This is a genomic window from Ruegeria sp. BI12, assembly GCF_056537985.1.
Genome location: NZ_JBQFSL010000002.1, coordinates 221096 through 242480, shown reverse-complemented (window position 1 = coordinate 242480; position 21385 = coordinate 221096). Strand labels below are relative to the sequence as shown.

General features: G+C 56.9%; 15 protein-coding genes. 12 read left to right on the top strand and 3 right to left on the bottom strand.

Annotated features, from left to right (window positions below; translation table 11 throughout):
- Nucleotides 1-11 precede the first annotated feature (11 nt).
- On the bottom strand, nucleotides 12-788 hold the full coding sequence (locus tag ACR0AK_RS14460) for a CmcJ/NvfI family oxidoreductase (protein ID WP_480793820.1): 777 nt from the start codon (nucleotides 786-788) through the stop codon (nucleotides 12-14).
- Nucleotides 789-842: 54 nt separating this feature from the next.
- Complete coding sequence (locus ACR0AK_RS14455) at nucleotides 843-1538, bottom strand: NAD(P)H-dependent oxidoreductase (RefSeq protein WP_480793819.1); 696 nt, start codon at nucleotides 1536-1538, stop codon at nucleotides 843-845.
- Between the two features lie 110 nt (nucleotides 1539-1648).
- Between ACR0AK_RS14455 and ACR0AK_RS14450 the strand changes: the two genes are divergently transcribed.
- Nucleotides 1649-2563 (top strand): LysR family transcriptional regulator, encoded by a 915-nt coding sequence (locus tag ACR0AK_RS14450; protein WP_480793818.1) that lies wholly within the window; start codon nucleotides 1649-1651, stop codon nucleotides 2561-2563.
- Between the two features lie 214 nt (nucleotides 2564-2777).
- On the opposite strand, the gene ACR0AK_RS14445 is transcribed toward ACR0AK_RS14450, so the two are convergent.
- Nucleotides 2778-3944 carry a nucleotide sugar dehydrogenase gene (locus ACR0AK_RS14445; RefSeq protein WP_480793817.1) on the bottom strand — a complete coding sequence of 389 codons (1167 nt, stop codon included), beginning with the start codon at nucleotides 3942-3944 and terminating at the stop codon, nucleotides 2778-2780.
- A 482-nt stretch (nucleotides 3945-4426) separates the two neighbouring features.
- Between ACR0AK_RS14445 and ACR0AK_RS14440 the strand changes: the two genes are divergently transcribed.
- The 11 genes from ACR0AK_RS14440 (at nucleotide 4427) to ACR0AK_RS14390 (ending at nucleotide 21371) form a co-directional block, all read left to right on the top strand.
- Nucleotides 4427-5092 carry a sugar transferase gene (locus ACR0AK_RS14440; protein WP_480793816.1) on the top strand — a complete coding sequence of 222 codons (666 nt, stop codon included), beginning with the start codon at nucleotides 4427-4429 and terminating at the stop codon, nucleotides 5090-5092.
- Between the two features lie 363 nt (nucleotides 5093-5455).
- Nucleotides 5456-7516, top strand: a complete 2061-nt coding sequence (locus ACR0AK_RS14435) for a YjbH domain-containing protein (RefSeq protein ID WP_480793815.1) — start codon at nucleotides 5456-5458, stop codon at nucleotides 7514-7516.
- Nucleotides 7513-8154 carry a YjbF family lipoprotein gene (locus ACR0AK_RS14430; RefSeq protein WP_480793814.1) on the top strand — a complete coding sequence of 214 codons (642 nt, stop codon included), beginning with the start codon at nucleotides 7513-7515 and terminating at the stop codon, nucleotides 8152-8154. Before ACR0AK_RS14435 ends, ACR0AK_RS14430 begins: the two co-directional genes overlap by 4 nt.
- A complete protein-coding gene (locus ACR0AK_RS14425) occupies nucleotides 8144-9559 on the top strand; it encodes a polysaccharide biosynthesis/export family protein (protein WP_480793813.1) in 1416 nt (471 codons plus the stop codon). The genes ACR0AK_RS14430 and ACR0AK_RS14425 overlap by 11 nt, the downstream gene beginning before the upstream one ends.
- A gap of 200 nt (nucleotides 9560-9759) precedes the next feature.
- Nucleotides 9760-10731, top strand: coding sequence for an alpha/beta hydrolase (locus ACR0AK_RS14420; protein ID WP_480793812.1), 972 nt, complete (start codon nucleotides 9760-9762; stop codon nucleotides 10729-10731).
- Between the two features lie 159 nt (nucleotides 10732-10890).
- Nucleotides 10891-12471 carry an ABC transporter substrate-binding protein gene (locus tag ACR0AK_RS14415; protein ID WP_480794521.1) on the top strand — a complete coding sequence of 527 codons (1581 nt, stop codon included), beginning with the start codon at nucleotides 10891-10893 and terminating at the stop codon, nucleotides 12469-12471.
- A gap of 126 nt (nucleotides 12472-12597) precedes the next feature.
- Nucleotides 12598-14163 (top strand): ABC transporter substrate-binding protein, encoded by a 1566-nt coding sequence (locus ACR0AK_RS14410; RefSeq protein WP_480793811.1) that lies wholly within the window; start codon nucleotides 12598-12600, stop codon nucleotides 14161-14163.
- 174 nt (nucleotides 14164-14337) lie between these two features.
- The gene (locus ACR0AK_RS14405; RefSeq protein WP_170565271.1) at nucleotides 14338-15315 is read left to right on the top strand and encodes an ABC transporter permease; all 978 of its coding nucleotides are present in this window, start codon (nucleotides 14338-14340) and stop codon (nucleotides 15313-15315) included.
- Nucleotides 15312-16262 (top strand): ABC transporter permease, encoded by a 951-nt coding sequence (locus ACR0AK_RS14400; RefSeq protein WP_170565268.1) that lies wholly within the window; start codon nucleotides 15312-15314, stop codon nucleotides 16260-16262. Before ACR0AK_RS14405 ends, ACR0AK_RS14400 begins: the two co-directional genes overlap by 4 nt.
- Before the next feature lie 4 nt (nucleotides 16263-16266).
- The gene (locus tag ACR0AK_RS14395) at nucleotides 16267-17976 is read left to right on the top strand and encodes an ABC transporter ATP-binding protein (RefSeq protein ID WP_170565265.1); all 1710 of its coding nucleotides are present in this window, start codon (nucleotides 16267-16269) and stop codon (nucleotides 17974-17976) included.
- 131 nt (nucleotides 17977-18107) lie between these two features.
- Nucleotides 18108-21371, top strand: a complete 3264-nt coding sequence (locus ACR0AK_RS14390) for an adenylate/guanylate cyclase domain-containing protein (RefSeq protein ID WP_480793810.1) — start codon at nucleotides 18108-18110, stop codon at nucleotides 21369-21371.
- The last annotated feature ends 14 nt before the right edge of the window (nucleotides 21372-21385 follow it).

Here is a 21385-nt window from a genome sequence, read left to right as displayed (position 1 = left end):
TGGATCCTCGCTCAATACCGCACCAATGTGCGGCTCTCGATACTTTTGCGCGGGGTTGTTACCGTCGGGTCTTCGATCATATCAAGCGCGCTATGCGCGACCGACGGTAGTCCTTGATTGTCATAGATGTTGAAGACGGCAACCTCATCCGGCGTCATCTTAGACAGGTAAAGCCATTCGTGTCTTTTGTTACCCACAAGCCCCATAATCTGGCCCTGACGGTCCGGATAGATCAGGTCGAGTAAAATCCAGTCGTCCGGATCAATGCTTGAACTGCGCACAAATCCCAGAGGTGCACTGTTGATTGCGTGCTCAACAGGACGCCAGACATTAACAAAGGCGTAGTGGCCTTTCGCCCATTCCGCGGCCTTCTCATCGCCAAGCAAATCAATCAGACGTTGCCAGGCTCCATCCTCGCTATAGTCACTATGAACATTTCGCGCCGGCTTGCGGGCAGCGTCCGGGTCATCCACCCGGACCGTATGATCAAAGATCACGACCTCGCGGGCCGCTAGTTTGTCTGTCAAAAGCCGCGTGAGTTCCTGATCATATGTCTTTTGCCAGCGGTTGTTTGTAAACGCGCCAATGGAACTTGGGGCAACGACAAACTCGAACCCGTCCTCGGCGAAGCGTAAAGGCTGCGCCGATCCACGTATGTCGGTCAGCGACACTTTGGTGGGTGCCAGTTCGGGCGAAACCAGATTTCCAACGATACCGCCGGCATCCAGCTCAAACGCTTGCCGCTGTGCTTTGTGGATATGATAATTCACGATACCAGTTTTCTGCATCGGATCACTCCTTGCTTGTGCCGATCGGGCAGCCTTTACCGTGTTAAAGGGGTATTAGAACCAGCTCACTGTTTCGGCCATCGGACGGCGGGTTTTTGGGAATTGAGGGTCGCTTGCACGATGCCCAAAGGCGAACATGACGGCTGGCTTCCATTTAGTCGTATCCACACCGAAATGTTCGGAAAGGGCCGTTGTGGTCAGCTCCATATCAAACCCTTCAATTGGACAGGAATCGATCCCCATCAGGGCCGCTGCTGTCATCATGTTGGCAAGTACGATGTAGGCTTGCTTACCGGACCAATCCGAGATCTCTCGGTCGGACATGACGCGGTGGTCTGTCGATTGGAATTTACCATAGGCGCCATTGAACAATTCGATGACATCGTCAGGCAGTTGCTTCACCGAACGATAGTGATCCTGCAAATAGTCCGATCCCGCGGTCATGGTTTCTGCCGTACTGGCAAGGATCAGACCGAAATGGCTGGCAGTGCCCAATTGGCCCTTGCTTCCGTTCATCATCCCATTTGCGCCCCAGGAAAACTCGCGAAAGTGCTCGCGCATCTCGGGCGACTGTATGACCAGAACTTTGAACGGCTCGTGCCCGAAAGAGGTTGGAGACAAGCGCCCGGCCTCAAGAATGGTTTCAAAATCAAAATCGCTGATCTTTTTGTCCGGGTCAAAGATCTTGGTCGCGTGCCGGAAATTGAAGGCTTCGATAATCTGTGACTGGACGTTTGGGCGGGCAGACATGTTTGGCTCCATTTGGTGTGTCTATCGTTGAACCCGAAATAACACTTGCAGAAACCGAAAAAACTGGCAATAACGAGTTTCAGTTTTCGGTTTTCGAATATAATAGAGCTATGAATACCCAAACCCTTCGTCTTTTTGTGCTTGCAGCAGACAAGTTAAACATCTCGGCCGCGGGGCGCGAACTGGGGCTGGTTCCAGCTGTTTCCAGTGCGCGGCTTGCCAAACTGGAACATCAGCTGGGCGTCGAACTTCTTCATCGGTCGACGCGCAAAGTGTCCTTGTCACTTGAGGGTGCCGAGTTCCTTCCATACGCGCGCGAGATTCTGGCGCAGGAAGATGCTGCGCTGGCGGCGTTGGGGCAAGGTTCTGCCGAAGCCACTGGCACCCTTCGCTTTACCGCACCCAGTACATTTGCCCAGCTATACATCGCCCCGATCCTCGCCAAGTTTCAGGATCAGCACCCCGGGGTAACCCTGGACTTGCGTCTGTCAGACACGCAGTTTGACTTGATCGAAGGCAGCTACGATCTTGCGTTGCGCAACGCGCCGCTGATCGACACCAGCCTCAAGGGGCGCAAGCTTGCCAATGACAAACGCATACTTTGCGCAGCTCCTGATTACTTGGAGACTTATGGCGAACTCAAAACACCGGACGATCTGGCAAAACACAAACTGATAGCGTTTCGGCAAATCCGGGCGCGAACGCTGAAGACAGCACATGGCGCCACTGCGACGTTCGACCCTGATGCAACCAACTGCCCACTGATTATGGATGACGGCCTCAGCCAAAAGCTGGCAACAATTGCCGGCGCGGGCATCTCGATGAACTCGCTTTGGAGTATTCAGGAGGAGCTTGCCTCAGGTGCGCTCAGGCATGTTCTACCCGAATACGAAGCCGCTGAGGAGAATGTGTTGTGGCTCATTTACCCAAAATCAAATGTGCTGTCGCCCAAAGTCCGGGTTTTCATGGATTTCCTAGTCGCCGAGATTGGGGTGAACCCACCATGGGAGAAGTCAGAGAATTAATCCTGTGGATGGGAGGTTTGACAGCGGTGGAAGCTATTGCTCCGCAACCCTCTTTCCATCAACGCGGCCAACAGCGATCCAAACCTGCCGGTAGAGCCAAGAAATCACAGAACCAAATGCCATCGGAATCCACGACCTATCCCAATAACTGGCACTAATGCTGCCAATCGTCAGTTGTAATCACATTTACGTCTGCTTTCTTTCTGCCATACGTTCAGTCCGCTCCAAAAAGATCTCGGGTGAAAACCTTAGCAGACACATCCGCGATTTCATCTGTCAGCCGGTTGGTAACGATCATATCCGCCTCGGCTTTAAAGGCATCAAGGTCGCGGACTACTCGACTCCGATAAAACTCATCGTCTTCCAGCACCGGTTCATAAACGATTACCTTAATGCCTTTGGCTTTCAAGCGCTTCATGATCCCCTGGATCGAAGACTGTCGGTAATTGTCTGACCCCGCCTTCATCACAAGACGGTAGACGCCGACCACTTTGGGACATTTCATCAGAATCTGGTCGGACAAGAAATCCTTGCGGGTCCGGTTCGCGTCCACGATTGCCCGTATCAGGTTTTGTGGGACGTGGTTGTAGTTGGCCAGCAGCTGCTTGGTATCTTTTGGCAGGCAATAACCGCCATAACCGAAGGAAGGATTGTTATAATGACCACCAATCCGTGGATCGAGGCTGATGCCTTGGATGATCTGCCGAGTATCCATACCACCAGCCATTGCGTAACTATCGAGCTCATTAAAGAACGCTACGCGCATCGCGAGATAAGTATTGGCAAAAAGCTTGATCGCCTCAGCCTCATCCAAATTGGTAAACAGGATCTCGACATCATTCTTCAAGGCCCCTTCAAGGAGCAAATCCGCAAATACACGCGCTCGTTCAGACCGTTCGCCCACGATAATTCGTGACGGGTGCAGGTTGTCGTATAGCGCGCGTCCTTCGCGAAGAAACTCGGGCGAAAAGATCACCTGTTCGGTCTCCATCCGGGCACGCAGGTCGCGCACAAAACCCACAGGGATAGTGGACTTGATAACGATCGTGGCGGTGCGATTTACTTGTAGAACTTCGGCAACAACAGCTTCGACACTTGAGGTATCAAATGAATTCGTCTTCGGATCATAGTTTGTAGGGGTCGCGACGATAACGTAATCCGCATCTTCGTAAGCTGCGCTGCCATTCGTGGTGGCGCTGAGGCTCAGTTCGCGCGCGGTAAGAAACTCTTCCAGTTCAGGATCCACAATCGGGCATCGGCCGTCGTTGACCATCTGAACGCGTGTCTCAGATACATCGACCGCCGTGACATCGTTATGCTGCGCCAAAAGCACCGCATTGGACAGCCCCACGTAACCGAGGCCAGCAACTGCAATTTTCATGGTTTTCATCCGAAGAAGACAGGAAGGTATATATGTATGGTACTGTTGCGTTCTGAGTTTTGGGCACGATTGTCGCCAGAATCACAGAGGACAACAGGGGCAATGAGCATCACAAGGAATCTCGAACAATATGACTTAACAGTGCAGTATGCTTATAGACGCCTTTTGACCGAGACAACCCGGGACCCAATTTCGCTATCAAAAAAGTCTGCTGATATGTGCATCGTAGCGCGACCGTCAATTTGTAGTCTTGAACTTCGTTGGGAATAATAAGCTCATCTCGTTGTGCTATCAGGCTGGGTTCAGGTGAAGAGATCCCCTCTGCCTATTTACGCAACGATGTCAGTCGTAATTGCCAGAATTCGAACCGCGTCCATTTGAAAACTGTTGACTATTTCTTGAGTAGGTTACTAAGAGCTTAGGAATGACTTATCCCTCATTGCGTGTTTAACGATAGATAACGGTTAGGCTTTACAGTAAATATGTTTGATTCCAATTTTTCTGATCACGAGGCGTCTGGTTCGGCTGGTGAGCGGCGGATTTCTGGCCCTGTTTCGCGGTTGGTGTTTCATGGTTTCAAACGATCGTTTGATCTGTTGATCAGTACATTTTTCCTGCTGCCTCTGATGCTGTTGTGTGGTGGTGTTCTGTTGGTTTTGAACCCGTTCTGGAACAAGGGGCCGCTGTTTTTCTCGCAAGAGCGCATGGGCCGGAACTGCAAACCTTTCACGGCGTATAAGTTTCGCTCGATGCGCCCGGCCCAGAAGATCGAGCGCGGCGCAGATTGCCCGTTGGAAGAAGACAGGATCACGCCGCTGGGACGGTTCCTGCGCCGGAGCCGCCTGGATGAGTTGCCGCAAATCATTAATGTTTTCAAAGGGGAGATGAGCCTGATCGGGCCCCGCCCCGATTACATTGAACATGCACGCATGTACTTGGCGCAGGTCCCCGGATACCAGGAGCGTCACGACGTTCGCCCCGGCATCAGCGGATGGGCGCAGGTCGAGCTGGGCTATATTGAAGGGACAGATGCAACGCATCAAAAGGTTCAGGCCGATCTCTACTATATCGCCAATTCCAGCCTTGCGATGGATATGCGCGTTGTGTGGCGGACACTTGCTGTCATGGTGCGCCGCGGCGGGGCCTGATCAAGGACCTTGGTACCGGTGGACCCCCTCGCGCCCAACCGTGGCGGTCGCGAGCATGCCACAGTCAGCTTTGGGCGCGGCAATCGCCAATAAATCCCGTTTTTTGATCTGAATCAGGTCCGGATATCGCAACAGCAATATGAAGGTTTCCTGCAATTCACTCAATCTAAAGTAGAATTCAATTATTGCGATCTCCAATTAAATTACGTGTGGAATTGTATTTGCACCACAAACACAAAGGAAATAAGCCCTCGAGCAAATTGAGGCGGGACGTGGATTGGCGAAAGGTCTAGCCCGTCGTCCAAAAAGCGACATAACGACGTGAAGATTATTCGAGCGGTGACAATCAGGCGGAAGGCCCTCTTGGTCTTTATATGCGCCATTGTAACGGGCATGGCGCAGGCGCAGTCCGTATCGACCTATGGCACACCCGGGCTGATCGAGATTCCCACCGCCGAGATGTTCGATGATGGCACGCTTGTCTTTACCGCCGCAGGTCTCAGGAACACCGCTCGGGCAACGATGACGTTTCAGATGCTGCCCTGGGTGCATGGTAGCTTCCGTTATGCGGTGATTGACGGGTTTGATGGCACGAGCGGCACCCGATATGACCGCAGCTTTGACGTCCATTTCCGGTTGCGCGAAGAAAGCAGGCATGGCCCGGCCATCGTGATGGGGCTGCGCGATTTTGGCGGCACCGGCATCTATGCCGCGGAATATTTCGTGGCCACCAAGACCTTTCAGGACCGGTTCAAACTGACCGGCGGCATTGGATGGGGCCGCATGGCAGGGCGCGGTGCGTTCTCGAACCCGCTGGGGATATTCGGCAGCCGGTTCGACACCCGGCCCGCGTCAAACTCGAACGGCCAGGGGGGTGAGGTCGAATTCGGCAACTGGTTCCGCGGCGATGCGGCTTTGTTTGGCGGCGCCAGCTGGCAATATAATGACCGGCTGACCTTTCTGGCCGAGTATTCGCCCGACCTGTACACAGCGGAAGCCGTCAACGACAGTTTCCGGGTTAAATCACCCTTCAATTTTGGTGTCCAATACCAGTTCCGGAACGGTTCGCAGCTGACGGCCTCTTATCTCTATGGCACCTCGCTGGGGCTGACCTACAGCTATTTCGTCAATCCGCGCAAAGCGGTGACACCGGGCGGTCAGGGTGCCGCACCGCCGCCGTTGCTCCCTGAATCGCAGGTCGCCGCTGCGACAGCGAACAGCAGCAGTGGCGACATTCGGGCGCGGATGCAATCTGCCCTGGACCAGGAAGGGGTGCGGCTGGTCTATCTGTCAGACAGCGGCGACACTGTCCGCGTCGGGGTGGAGAACAACCGCTATGGGCAGGCCGCCCAGGCCCTCGGCCGCACCGCCCGCGTGCTGGCCAATACAGAACCGCCCCAGGCCGAACATTTCGACATTGCGCTGATGTCGAACGGCGTGCCGCTGAGCGCGGTGCGCGTCAACCGCGATGACCTCTATGAACTGGAGCATGACCCCGACAACGCCTGGCGCAGCTTTGCCCGGGCCGAGATCTCGGACACGTTGCCGTTGGTGCAGGGCGGTTTCCTCACCGATGCCTTTCCGCATTTTGCCTACCGGTTCGGTCCCTATCTGAACTTCTCGTTCTTTGATCCCGACGACCCGCTGCGTTACGAACTGGGTGCCGCGCTGGAGTTGGATTACACCGTGTCGCCGGGTCTGACCTTTTCGACCGGGATACGCCAGCCGATCCTCAGCACATTGGATGACAGCACCCGCGCCTCGGATTCGACCCTGCCGCATGTGCGCTCGGACTGGAACATCTATGCCCGCGAATCCAACCTGCGGATCGAACATATGACCGCCGAGTATATGTGGCGACCGGGCGAGGATCTTTATGCCCGCACCACGCTGGGCTATCTGGAAACCATGTTCGGCGGGCTTTCGACCGAACTGCTTTGGTATCCCAACAACAGCCGTCTGGCGCTCGGGGCCGAGGTCAACTATGTCGCCCAACGCGACTTTGACGTGCTGTTTGGTTTTCAGGATTACAACGTCTTCACCGGGCATGTCTCGGCCTATTACGATCTGCCGGGCGAGTATCACGCGCAGGTCGATGTCGGGCGCTATCTGGCCGGCGACTATGGGGCCACCTTCACGCTGGATCGCGAGTTCAACAACGGCTTCAAGGTGGGCGCGTTCTTTACCCTGACAAATGTCAGCTCGGAAGAGTTTGGCGAGGGTTCGTTCGACAAGGGTATCCGGCTGGAAATCCCGGTCTCGTGGTTTACCGGCCGCCCGTCGCGCAACAAGATCGCCCAGACCATCCGCCCCGTCCTGCGCGATGGCGGCGCGCGGCTGAACGTGCGCAACCGGTTGTATGGCGTGACCCGCGAGGCGCGCGCGCAGGATCTGTCGCGCGGCTGGGGGAGGTTCTGGCGATGAAGGTCCTGCGCAGCGCCCTGCTGGCCCTGGCCCTGATCTCCTGCGGCGAAGCACAGGAAGATGCCGACCTGTTAAAAAGCGCGCTGTTCCCAAACGCGCCCCGGTTCCATCCGCGCGCCGAAGTCCTTGGCGCGCGCCGCCCGATCCCGCCCCGGCTTGAGGTCGGGTTTCCCAGTCGCGATCTTGCCGGTGTCATGCTGCTTGAGACCGAGCGCGCAGGCGTACAGACCTGGCTGACCGCCGATGGGGCCACCATCACGCTGGAACGTGGCATGCTGACCTCGGCCCTGGGGTTTGGCGACGGCATGTCGGCGTCCGATGTACGCCAAAGCGCGGCGCGGATCCTGGGCGCCGGACCGGGCCGGGCCGAACGGTTCCACAGCTTTCTCGACGGCGATGACGAGGTCAACCTGCGGGCCTATGAATGTCGGATCGACACCCTGGGGCCCGAGACCGTCTTGCTGCGCGGAAACCCCGTCGCGACGGAAAAATGGCAGGAAGAATGCTTCGGGGTGGCGGATCGTTTTACCAACGTTTACTGGGTGCAAAACAGTTCAGGACGCATTGTTCAATCCTCACAATGGACCGGCAACTTCCTCGGCAACATGTTCATAAAGGATGTGCCCAATGACAGCTAAGACTACCAACAGCAGAGGACGTATCGTGCGCCATATTCCACTTCTCCTCAGTTCGCTGGCTCTGAGTGTTGTGATGGCCGGGTGTTCGACAATCTATCGCAGCCCGTCAGTCACCGCAGGCGTTTCAGACGCCGGTAAAGTCCGCGTTGTACCGGTCACGCCCGAGACCGTGCTGGTCGCCAACCGTTCGCCTTATTCGCCCAAGACCCTGCCAACGGTGTTCGGACTGTCCGCCGGATCCGGCTCCTCCACCAGCCTGCGCGGCACCGGCCCCCTGCCCGAGGCACCGTCCACCCAGGACGGGTCGCGTGCCGGGCTGCAGCTGGACCCGCCGCCGCAGGTCAATCCCGGCCCCTACACCATCGGCATCGGCGACGTGCTGGTGCTGTCGACCCCCTCGACCCAAGGCACCGCCGGAGAGCTGTCGGGCCTGCTGGCCGCACAGAACAGCCGCAACGGCTATACCGTGCAGGATGACGGCTCGATCAACATCCCCGATGTCGGCCGCGTCCGTCTGGTCGACCTGACCGTGGATGAGGCCGAGGCGCTGCTGTTCCAGCGCCTGGTGGAAAACCAGATCGACCCCACCTTCAGCCTGGAAATCGCCGAGTTCAACTCGCGCCGCGTCTCGGTCGGCGGCGCCGTCGGCCAGCCCGGCATCCAGCCCATCACCCTGACCCAGCTGACCCTGGGCGAGGCGCTGGCGGCCGCAGGATCAGTCTCGGTCAGCGATATCGACAATTCCTCGGTCCGCATCTACCGCGACGGGCAGATGTATCAGATCCCACTCGAAGACCTGTATTCGCGCACCGCATTGCAGAACCTCAGCCTGATCGCCGATGACTCGGTCTTTGTCGATACCGACTATGATCTGGACCGGGCCGAGCGCTTCTTTGCCCAGCAGATCGCGCTACGAGAAACCGTGCTGGAAGGCCGCCAGACCGCCCTGCAAGAGCTGAACACCGCCGTCAACCTGCGCCGCGCCGACCTGGACGAGCGCCGCAGCAACTACATCCAATCCATCGAGCTGGACGCGGTTGACCGCGACTATGTCTACCTGTCCGGCGAGGTGCGCACCCAGGGCCGATATGCCCTGCCGTTCAACCAAACCGCCACCCTGGCCGATGCCCTGTTCGACACCGGCGGCGGCATCGCCAAGGAAACCGGCGACGCATCCGAAGTCTACGTCCTGCGCGCCTCGCAGGACGCGCGAGAATTCGGCGCCGTAACCGCCTGGCACCTCGACATCCGAAACGCCGCACAACTCACCCTCGCCGCACAATTCCAGATGCGATCCAACGACATCATCTTCATCGCAGAAAACCCCGTCACAAAATGGGGAAGAACAATCAGCCAAATCACACCCTCAATAATAACAACTCCCATCAACGCTGCAGTGAACTAGGTCGCTTCGGCACACGACCCAGTCAGAGGCGGATCTTGATCGCAAGACCGGCTCTTGAATGGTTAAGCTCTGGTTCAGATCCCCGCTCGAACGCCATTTTTAAATTGCGACCGGAAGAAACCACGGAGGCTCCGGGATTTCTGTGTCGCCAATGCGGTCGACTTGTTAGGCTGGTTCCATCCTGAACAGGAGGGGCTTTCATGCTTTTTATAACGAACAGATTTCCAACCCAAAGTATTCGCACCCGCAAAGGACGTCGCTTCACCTTTGATCTGGACAACAACGCACCTTCGAATTCGGTGTTCTATTGTGAAAAAGGCGAGGATGAACACCACACCGAAATCACCAGCAAAGAGCTCTTGCGGCGGGTGCGCGACAGCGATTGCCGTCAGATCCTGTTATATTTGCACGGGTTCAACAACCTGCCCGACGATGTGTTTCGAACAACGGCCGAGCTTCAGCGTCTGTGCGATCAGGCCAAACCCGGCGAAGTGATGGTGTTGCCTCTGATCTGGCCCAGCGACGCCAAGCAAGGGATCGTTCAGAAATACTGGGATGACCAGAAATCCGCGGACCAAAGCGGGTTTTCCTTTGCGCGGGTGCTGGAGCGATTTCTGGAATGGCGCAACAGTGAAGATAACGAACCCGAAATCGCTCCCTGTCTGAAACGGATCAACCTTCTGGCGCATTCGATGGGCAATCGGGTTTTGCGCCAAACGCTGATAGAATGGGATCGGTATGATCTGGCGTCGGGCGTGCCCCTGTTGTTTCGCAATACCTTCATGGTCGCTGCAGATGTCGTTAATGAATCCGTGCATGAAAATGAGCCCGGTGTGCTGGTCAGCCACGCTTCGCGGAATGTGGTTGTCTATTTCGCCTCTGACGATCTGGCGTTGCGGGCCAGTAAGGCTGCAAACCTCAGGAACAAAGTTGCGTCCCGCCGGTTGGGTCATACCGGGCCAGAGAACATCGACCGAACCCCGCACAACATATTTCAGGTTGATTGCGACGACATCAATACGGCCTATGACACGCCTACCGGCCACAAATATTTTGGTCCGGTTTCGCCGGGCGGCGAGGCTGGTCTGGTATTCCGGCATATTTTTCAATGCGTCCAATCCGGGCGCGTTTTCCCAGATGATCCGCATCAGCGGTCGGTCATTCTGCGCTGAACCCGGCATTCGGGCTTTTCAATTTTGATCGGAAATCCAGATAGTTCACAATCTGGTGTTGCAACCGCCAGAATGATCTGGATTATCAGCATCACCATGACCGTCAAAACCGGTCTGCCGTTCCGCGGAACGGTGCCAACGAAAAACGGGGAGACCACAATGAACCTGAAGAACCTGATGATCGCTGCCAGTGCGACCGCATTGATGGCGGGTGCCGCATCGGCGGAAACGCTGCGATGGGCACGTGCTGGTGATGCGCTGACGCTGGATCCGCACTCGCAAAACGAAGGCCCGTCACACACAATACGTCACCAGATGTACGAGCCGCTGATCATCCGCGACGTAACAGGCGCGTTTGAACCTGCGCTGGCGACCGAGTGGGGGCCCAAGGCTGATGACCCGAATGTCTGGGTTTTCAAGCTGCGCGAGGGCGTGAAATTCCATGACGGCGCAGACTTCAACGCCGAAGACGTCGTGTTCAGCTTTGAACGGGCCAAGCAACCCAATTCGGACATGAAAGAGCTGATCGGTTCGATCACCGAAGTGCGTGCAGTTGACGATTACACCGTCGAGATCGTCACAGACGGTCCGAACCCAATCCTGCCATCGAACCTGACCAACCTGTTCATTCTGGACAAGGGTTGGGCCGAGGCGAATGACACAGTCAATGTGCAGGATTTCGAAGGCGGCGAGATTACCTATGCCACCACCAATGCCAACGGTACGGGCCCTTACGTCCTTCAGAGCCGCGAGCCTGACGTCAAAACCGTGATGGTGCGCAACGACAACTATTGGGGCATCGACCAGTTCCCGATGGAAGTGACCGAGATTGTCTATACCCCCATCCAGAACGCTGCGACCCGTGTTGCCGCGATGCTGTCGGGTGAGGTGAACTTCCTGCAGGACATGCCGGTGCAAGACATCGACCGCGTCAATGGCGCCGATGGCCTGATGGTCAAGCAAGCCCCGCAGAACCGTGTGATCTTCTTTGGTATGAACCAGGGTTCGGATGACATTGAAGCGGACAACGTAGACGGCAAGAACCCTCTGGCCGATGTGCGTGTGCGTCAGGCGATGTCGATGGCGATCAACCGTGATGCGATCAAGCAGGTCGTGATGCGTGGCCAATCGCAGCCTGCGGGCATGATCGCACCGCCTTTCGTGAACGGTTGGACCGAAGCGATGGACGGAGAATCCGCCACCGATCTGGAAAAGGCCAAAGAGCTGATGGCCGAGGCGGGTTATCCCGATGGCTTCTCGCTACGTCTGGACTGCCCGAACGATCGCTACATCAACGACGAAGCGATCTGTCAGGCGGCCGTTGGCATGCTGGGCCAGATCGGCGTGACCGTAAATCTGGACGCTAAACCGAAGGCACAGCACTTCCCGCTGATCACCGACGGCAAGACAGATTTCTACATGCTGGGTTGGGGTGTTCCGACATATGACTCGGAATACATCTTCAACTTCTTGGTCCACGGTCGCGAAGACGATATCGGCACATGGAACGGAACCGGCTATCAGGACGACGCGCTGGACACGAAGATCAAGTCGCTCGCTTCGAACACCGACCTGGACGCGCGTAATGCTGACATCGCGGACATCTGGCGTGTGGTGCAGGACGAGGCGCTTTACATCCCAATCCATCACCAGGTTCTGAACTGGGGTATGGCTGACGGTATCGGCATCGAAGTGGATGCCGAAGACCAGCCCAAGGTCAAATACTTCACCATTAAATAAGTCAAAACCTTTGACGATCAGACAGGGCGCGATTTTCGCGCCCTGTTTTTTGTTGCGATCTGAGATTTCCTTGCGCATGCGACAAAAACCAAGAAAACTCGGCCCCAGAAACAGGGAGACATAACAATGATCCTCAGGAACAGCGCCATTGGCATTGCAATGCTGGCTGCCACCAGTGTTCAGGCTGCAGATTTCAAATGGGCCTCCACCACGGACCCGCAAACCATGGACCCGCACGCGGTCAATTCGGCCCCGGTTCTGGGATTTCTTAATAACGTCTACGAAGGACTGGTTCGGCGCGACAAGGACATGAGCGTTCAGCCTGCCCTGGCCGTCAGTTGGGAACCGATTGGAGAGGGCGATGGCTGGCGCTTCAAGTTGCGCGAGGGTGTAACCTTTCATGACGGCAGCACATTTGATGCGCAGGATGTTCTGTTCAGCTATCAGCGTGCTTCGGGCGAGGCCGCGGATACGCGAAGCTGGTTTGCGCCGGTCAGCGAAGTCATCGTCGTTGACGATTATACCGTCGACATCATGACGACCGCGCCGAACCCGTTATTCCCATCCTCGATTGCCAACTGGATGATCATGGATCAAGGCTGGACCGAAGCCAATGATGCCGCCGTTCCGGACAAAGAGGCCGGAAATTTTGCGACCATCAACGCCAATGGCACCGGGGCATTCAAGGTCACCGAGCGCGAGCCGGGTCTGAAAACCGTATTAGAGCCCCACGAGGGTTGGTGGGGAGACGTCGAACACAATATCACGCGCGCCGAGTTTAACCCGATCCAGAACCCGGCCACCGCTGTTGCCGCGCTTTTGTCGGGCGACGTGGATATGATCAATCCGGTGCCTATTCAGGACGTCGCGCGCCTGCAGGAAGACGGTGATGTCGAGGTTATTCAGGGGATCGAGGCCCGCGTAATCATGCTGGGTTTTGATCATGAGGCCGAGACGCTGAAATACACAGACGATGAGGGCAAGCCGAACCCATTCCGTGATCCACGTGTGCGCAAGGCGGTGGCAAAGGCCGTGAATGTGGATGCCATTCTGGCCACCATCATGCGCGGTAATGCCGAGGCGGCATCGCAATTGGTGAGCCCAGCCATGAGCGGCTATTCATCGGCCCATGCCGAACGCCCTGCTTTTGATGTCGAAGGTGCAAAGGCGCTTTTGGCCGAGGCAGGATATGCCGACGGGTTCTCATTCGGGCTGAAGTGCCCCAATGACCGCTATCTGAATGACGAGGCCGTCTGTCAGGCCGTTGTCAGCATGTTGGCCCAGATCGGGATCACCGCCGAGCTGGAGGCGATGCCTGTGCGCAATTACTGGCCCGAGCTGCGCGAGGATAACTATGACATGTACCTGCTGGGCTGGAGCCCGGGCACATTTGATGCCGAACACCCCGTTCGGTTCCTTGTCGCGACCCCGAACGAAGAGAAAAAGCTGGGCAGCTGGAATTTCGGTGGGTTCTCGAACGCGCGTGTAGATGAGCTGTTGCCTGCCATCCAGTCTGAGCTGGATGAGACCAAGCGCCAGGCGATGTTGGATGAAGTAGCCAAGATCATTCAGGACGAACAGGTCTATGTGCCGATGTATGTGCAGCCTTTGGTCTGGGGGACACGCAGCAATATCGAGCTGACACAACGCCCCGACAACTTCTTTTTGCTGCGCTGGGTGACGGTGAACTGAAGGCGCATGATATTGGGATTGGCGCGGACAGGAACGGTTGCGCCAATCCACATCTTACACTGCATACAAATCCTATAGCGCAGAAACTAGGATCGCTTTGATACCTGCCCGTTAGCGATACCTTGACCATTTGGTCAGCCCGTGCATAGAGAAGCGGATCAATGGGGAAAGTGAATGTTCGCATATATCGTCCGAAGGATGCTCCAATCCGTGATCGTACTGCTGGTCGTGGGTCTGGTTGCGTTTTCTATGTTCCGGTTTGTCGGCGATCCGATCGACAACATGCTGGGTCAGGAACGCACGCAAGCCGATATCGACCGGCTGCGCACTGAGCTGGGGCTGGATCAGCCGATTCCGGTTCAGTACTACAAATTCCTGAAAGAGGCTGTTCAAGGAAATTTTGGCGTGTCGTATCGTCAGGGACGTCCAGTCTCGACGATCATCGCCGAACGCGCGCCAGCCACGTTGGAACTGGCGTTTGTCTCGGGATTTCTGGCTATCACCATGGGTATCGCTTTGGGCGTATTCACAGCCATCCGACGACAAGGGGTCGCTGCGAATATAATCATGACCGTATCGCTGATCGGGGTGTCCCTGCCGACCTTCCTGATCGGGATCTTATTGATCTACATTTTCTCGGTTGAACTAGACCTCTTACCCAGCTTCGGGAGGGGCGAAACCGTTATGATTGGCAACTGGTCCACCGGCTTCTTGACGACTTCTGGTCTCAAGGCGCTGATTTTGCCTGCGATTACGCTGGGTCTGTATCAGATGACGCTGATCATGCGGCTGGTGCGGTCGGAAATGCTTGAGGTTCTGCGTGCCGATTACGTCCGGTTCGCCCGCGCCCGCGGGTTGTCGGATCGTGTAATCAACTTCCGCCACGCGTTGAAAAACACCATGGTTCCGGTGATCACGATTACAGGTCTGCAGTTGGGCTCGATCATCGCGTTCGCCATCATCACCGAGACGGTGTTCCAATGGCCCGGTGTTGGCCTGCTGTTCATCAACGCGATCCAGTTTGTCGATATCCCCGTCATGGCCGCTTATCTGATGCTGATTTCGGTCATGTTCGTCTCGATTAACCTGATCGTTGATCTTCTTTACTATGCCATTGACCCGCGCCTGCGTGTCGACGCGAGGGCCACATGACCGATACCATCGAAACCCCTTCCGCCCCCACCAAGTCGCGTTTCTCTAAGTTCTGGGACGGCGATTTTGCCTGGTCGTTCCGGCATTCGCCGGTTGCGATCATCGCCTCTTTAGTGGTGCTGGTCCTTGTTCTGTCGGCTGTTTTTGCGCCACTGATTGCACCGTACAACCCGTTCGACCCAGCGTCGCTGAACCTGATGAACGGGTTTACACCTCCGGGCACACCAAACGCCTTTACTCAGGACACGTTCCTGTTGGGCACCGACGATCAGGGGCGGGACGTTTTCTCAACCATCCTATACGGTATGCGTATATCGCTGTTTGTCGGTGTGTCGGCGGTTCTGCTTGCGATGATCATCGGTATCGTTCTTGGCCTTGTTGCTGCGTATTTTGGGGGCTGGATCGAAACGCTGATCATGCGGGTTGCGGATGTGCAGCTGACTTTCCCTGCGATCCTGGTGGCGATGTTGATCTTTGGGATCGCCAAGGGCGTAACACCCCCGGAATACCGCAATGAGATGGCGATCTATGTTCTGATCATCGCGATCGCGCTGTCCGACTGGGTGCAGTTCGCCCGTGTGGTGCGCGGTGCCGCGCTGGTGGAAAAGAACAAGGAATACGTTCAGGCGGCGCGTCTGATTGGCCGCGGTTCGTTCCCGATCATGTTCCGCCACATCTTGCCCAACGTTCTCAGCCCGGTTCTGGTGATCGCCACGATCTCGCTGGCGCTGGCGATTATTGCCGAGGCAACGCTCAGCTTCCTGGGTGTGGGTGCGCCTCCGACGCAACCATCGCTGGGTACACTGATCCGCATTGGGCAGGGCTTCCTGTTCTCGGGTGAGTGGTGGATCCTGTTCTTCCCGGCCTGCACCCTTCTGGCGCTGGCCCTGTCTGTAAACCTGCTGGGCGACTGGCTGCGCGATGCGCTGAACCCAAAGCTGCGGTGATTACATGAGCCTTCTGACAATCAATGACCTGACGGTCGAATTCCCGACGCGCCGCCAATTGTTCACCGCCGTGGACCATGTGGACCTGTCCGTTGAACCGGGCGAAATCCACGGTCTGGTGGGTGAATCCGGTGCGGGTAAATCTACTATCGGTGCGGCCATCATGGGTCTGCTGGACCGGCCCGGCCGGATTGCCAGCGGCACCATCAAGCTGAGCGGCGACGAGATCAGCGGTCTGGATGCCGACGCGATGCGCGGACTGCGTGGCAAAAAGATTTCGATGATCTTTCAGGATCCGCTCACATCGCTAAACCCGCTGTTCACCGTGCGCGAACAGCTGACCGAGACGATTCAGGCCCATCTGGGCGGCACGGATGCCGAGGCGAACCAGCGCGCCCGTGACCTGATCGACCGGGTTGGTATTCCTGATCCGGACACGCGGCTGGACCAGTATCCGCACCAGTTCTCGGGCGGGATGCGGCAGCGTGTTGTGATCGCTCTGGCGCTTTGCACCGAGCCGGACGTGATTATCGCGGACGAACCGACGACTGCGTTGGACGTGTCCGTTCAGGCGCAGATCCTGGACCTGATCAAGGAACTGGCGCAGGAACGTCAGGTCGGCGTAATTCTGATCACCCACGACATGGGCGTGATTGCAGATACCACGGATAAGGTGACGGTTATGTATGCGGGCAAGGTGGTAGAGACCGGCCCGACCTCGCAGGTCATGGGCCAGCCAACGCACGAATATACCAAATCGCTGATCGCCGCGGTTCCGCGTCCGACCCTGAAACTGCACCGCTTCCCGCAGATCAGCTATGGAGGGCGCGAGACCCGGTTCGCTGTCGAAGATATGGCCCGTCACTGGCCCAAGGTGGACAACGACACCAGCAAACCGGTGTTCGAAATTCGCAACCTGACCAAGAAGTTCCTGCAGCGCAAAGGCCTGCTGCCTTGGGACCGCACCTATTTCACCGCCGTTGACGACGTAAGCTTCGACATTCGTGCAGGTGAGGTATTCGGCGTCGTGGGTGAATCCGGCTCGGGTAAATCCACGGTCGCTCGGATGATTGCGGGGCTCTACCCGGTTGACGGAGGCACGATCACTTTTGACGGACAGGTGGTCAGTGATCTGACGAACAGAGCTGCTCTGGATGCGTATCGCAAGAATATCCAGATGATCTTCCAGGATCCTTATTCATCTTTGAACCCTCGGATGCGGGTAGATGATATCGTGGCCGAACCAATCCGCCACCACAAACTGATGGAAGGGGCCGATGTAAAACGCCGCGTGGACGAATTGCTGGATCAGGTTGGGCTGGGGCATGAGGCCGGGCTGAAATTCCCGCACGAATTCTCAGGCGGTCAGCGGCAGCGTATTTCGATTGCTCGTGCTTTGGCGACACAGCCGCGGTTCTTGATCTGTGACGAACCGACCAGCGCGTTGGACGTGTCCATCCAGGCGCAGATCCTGAACATCCTGAAAGACCTGCAGGAACATCTGGGCCTGACCCTGCTGTTCATCAGCCACGACCTACCGGTGGTGCGCCAGATGTGCGACCGGGTGGCTGTGATGAAACAGGGCAAGGTGGTTGAGCTTCAGGAAACCAACGCGCTTTTTGCCAACCCACAGACCGAATATGCAAGCGAGTTGCTGCGGCTGATGCCAAAACTGGACGATCTGTCGACTGACGGATTGGAGGCCGAGGTCTAGTTCCAAAACCCAATTGCCCGCCGCTCGGGCAATTGGATGTACATAAACATTAAAATATTCAAACTTTGCAGACTCATCCGGGTTTTTTGTGCTACGTCTGTCTTTGGAGTTGGGGGCTTCAGAGGGGCGACATGTCTCAGGACCTTAGGGACTGGCTAAGCGCACTTGGACTATCTGACTACGCGCAAGCCTTTTTGGATAACAAAATTGATTTTGGAATTTTACCCGATCTGACGGGTGAAGACCTGATCGAAATCGGAGTCACTGCTGTCGGCGATCGCCGACGGCTTTTGCGCGCGATTGCCGAACTTGAGACGGTCGAAGTAGTTCAGCCCTATGAACCGGACGATCCGCTGGAGCCTGCAAAGCGGCAGGTGACCGTCATGTTTGCTGACCTGACCGGATTTACCCGGTTGACCAGCGAACTGGATGCCGAAGACATGCATGCGCTGCTGAACGCGTTTTTCACCAAGGTGGACAAGGTCGTCGAAAAGTACGGCGGCCGGATCGACAAGCATATTGGCGATGCGGTTATGGCTGTGTTTGGCGCGCCGATCTCGCACACTAACGATACCGAACGGGCCGCCCGGGCCGCGCTGGAAATTCACGCGGTCCTGCCCAGCCTGACCCCTCCGCTGACCTGCCATATCGGGATTGCGTCAGGGCAGGTGATTGCCAGTACGACAGGCAGTCAGGCCCATACGGAATACACGGTGACCGGTGATGGTGTGAACCTTGCGTCGCGTATCACCGATCTGGCAGCGCCTGGTGAGACTTTGGTCTCTCACGATATTCAGCGTGCGTTAGGGCCGCTTTTTGTCGGCCAATCGATGGGCGAAAAGGCGATCAAAGGTCTCAATGATCCGGTCGAATTGTGGCGACTGGACAGGATGGCGCGAAACATACGGTCACGCCGGCATCGTTTTGTGGGCCGTGAACGAGAGCTATCTCTGTTTTCGGCAACGTTCGATCGATGTCAGCGGCACGGCAAGGGCGAGGTTCACATTATTCTGGGTGAGCCGGGCATCGGCAAAACCCACCTGTCTGAACAGGTGGCTGAGCTGGCGCACAGCCTCTCTTATTCCATCCATAACGGTGTGGTCATGGATTTCGGTGCGCGCGAGGGGCATTCGGCCATCCAATCGGTGACACGCAGTATTCTGGGGTTGGAGCCGACGGACGATATGGAAACCTGTGCATCCGTCGCGAAGGATGCAATCGGCAAGGGATGGGTGACAGCGGCGAACGCCGCGCATCTGAATGCATTGTTGGAGCTTGAGCAGGACCCAGGCCTGGCAGAGGTTTATGCGGTGATGGACAATGCAACCCGGCTACGCGGCCGGCGTCAGGTCATCGACGATTTGATTTCAGCCCGCAGTCAGGAAACGCCCCTGTTGATCCATATCGAGGACATCCATTGGGCCGCACCCGAGATCCTGACCGCGTGCGCCCATATCGCAGCGATGACGCGGGACCTGCCCTGCGTGTTACTGATGACCAGTCGCGTGGAAGGCGATCCCATCGACCGCGAATGGCAACTTGCAACGGACGGTGCCTTAATTTCCAAGCTGGAACTGGCGCCGATGGGGGACGAACACGCCCGAAAGCTGGTCGAAGAATTTACCGGGATCGACCCGGAGCTATTGGACGCTTGCGTGAAACGTGCCGGAGGAAACCCGCTGTTTCTTGAGCAGCTGTTGCGCAATATCGATGTCCTGAAACAGGAATCTGTTCCCGGCAGCATTCAGGGCATCGTTCAGTCCCGTTTGGATTCACTGGATCGGACCAGCCGAACATCGATTCAAGCTGCCTCGGTACTGGGGCAGAGATTTTCGCCCGAGGTGCTGAACTTCCTTTTGGGTGAAGGGCATCTGGATACCTCGACCCTGATCAGGTCGGCCCTGATACGCGAGGCAGAGGCCGATCTGATGTTTGCCCATGCGCTAATCCGCGACGGGTCTTATGCGACATTGGTGAAATCGGAACGCGCGCGACTGCATCGTCAGGCCGCGAAATGGTTCGAGGACCGTGATGCCACTCTGAGGGCGAAGCATCTAGATCGTGCGGGCGCGACCAATGCCGCCCAGGCTTATCTGGAAGCCGCGGAAAACTTGATCCAGGCATTTCAGTTCGACGACGCCAGCACGTTGATCGAACGGGCTTTGGAACTGCCCGCGCCCGCTGGCGTACGCTTTGATTTGTTCTGCGCCCGCGGTGAGACGCACCGGTTACAGGGTCTGTCGGATGATGCGCTGCGTGAATTCAAGGAAGCTGCGGACCTGGCCGAGACGGATGAACAAGTCTGTCGGGCCCAAATTGGTCTGGCTCAAGCTGCGCGGCAGGCCAGCCTGTATCAGGAAGCGCTTGAAAGTCTGGATATTGCAGAGGCGGCTGCGGAACGCTGCGGATCCGACCGCGACATTGCCCAGATAAACTATGTGCGTGGCAATGTGTACTTCCCTTTAGGTCAGGTGCAAAAGGCGCTCGAGAGCAACGAAACGGCTCTAACACTGGCCAGAAAGCTTGAATCCGCGCGGCTTGAGGTCGGCGCGCTCAGTGGATTTGGTGATGCCAACTTCATGAATGCCACGATGCAGACCGCGACGGGATTCTATACTCAGGCAGTCGAGCGGGCGCGGGAAAAGGGGTTGGTTCGTGATTTGGCCGCGAACCTGCATAATCTGAGCGTCGCGCGCAGCTATACAGGCGATGTGGCGCAGGGAAAGCTGGATGCGCAGGAAGCCATTGAGGTGTCTCAGAAGTATTTCGCCTTTGTCCCGGAATGCGTGGCGCAGACCTGTTTGGGCGTTGCGCACACCTTTTTGGGGGAGCTGGACCAAGCATTAGACTCTTTTACTCTCTCAGCGGAAATCGCAAACCGCGTTGGCGCAAAACGCCTCGAGGCGCAGGCGCTGGAACATCTTGCGCGCTCGCAAGTGTATGCCGGGCAACTGGAACTGGCACGTGAAACGGGGCGTCGCGCAGTCGAAATTGCCCTTGAACACGGCCGGAATTTTGTCGGGCCAAAGGCGCTGTCCGCCCTGGCTATGGCCGAAGAAGACCCCGCAGCCCAGGATGAGCATCTGAAACGTGGCGAGAAGATCATCGCAGAAGGTTGTGTTGGCCACAGTCACCTGCATTTCTACACGGATGCCGTCGTCGTCATGCTGGCACGCAAGCAGTGGGACGAAGCCATCCGATACGCAGATGCCCTGGCCGCATTCACAGCGGATGAGCCATTGCCGATGGTAGATTTGTCGATCCTGCAGGCCCGAACACTGGCAGAATGCGGGGGTTGGGGCATTCCTTTAGCATCGCATGAGTGCGTCGGCGAACTGAAGGCGCGGTTTCACGACCTGGGCATCAAACAGTCGTTGGTCGGGCGACTGAACTAATCAGGCGAGGGGCT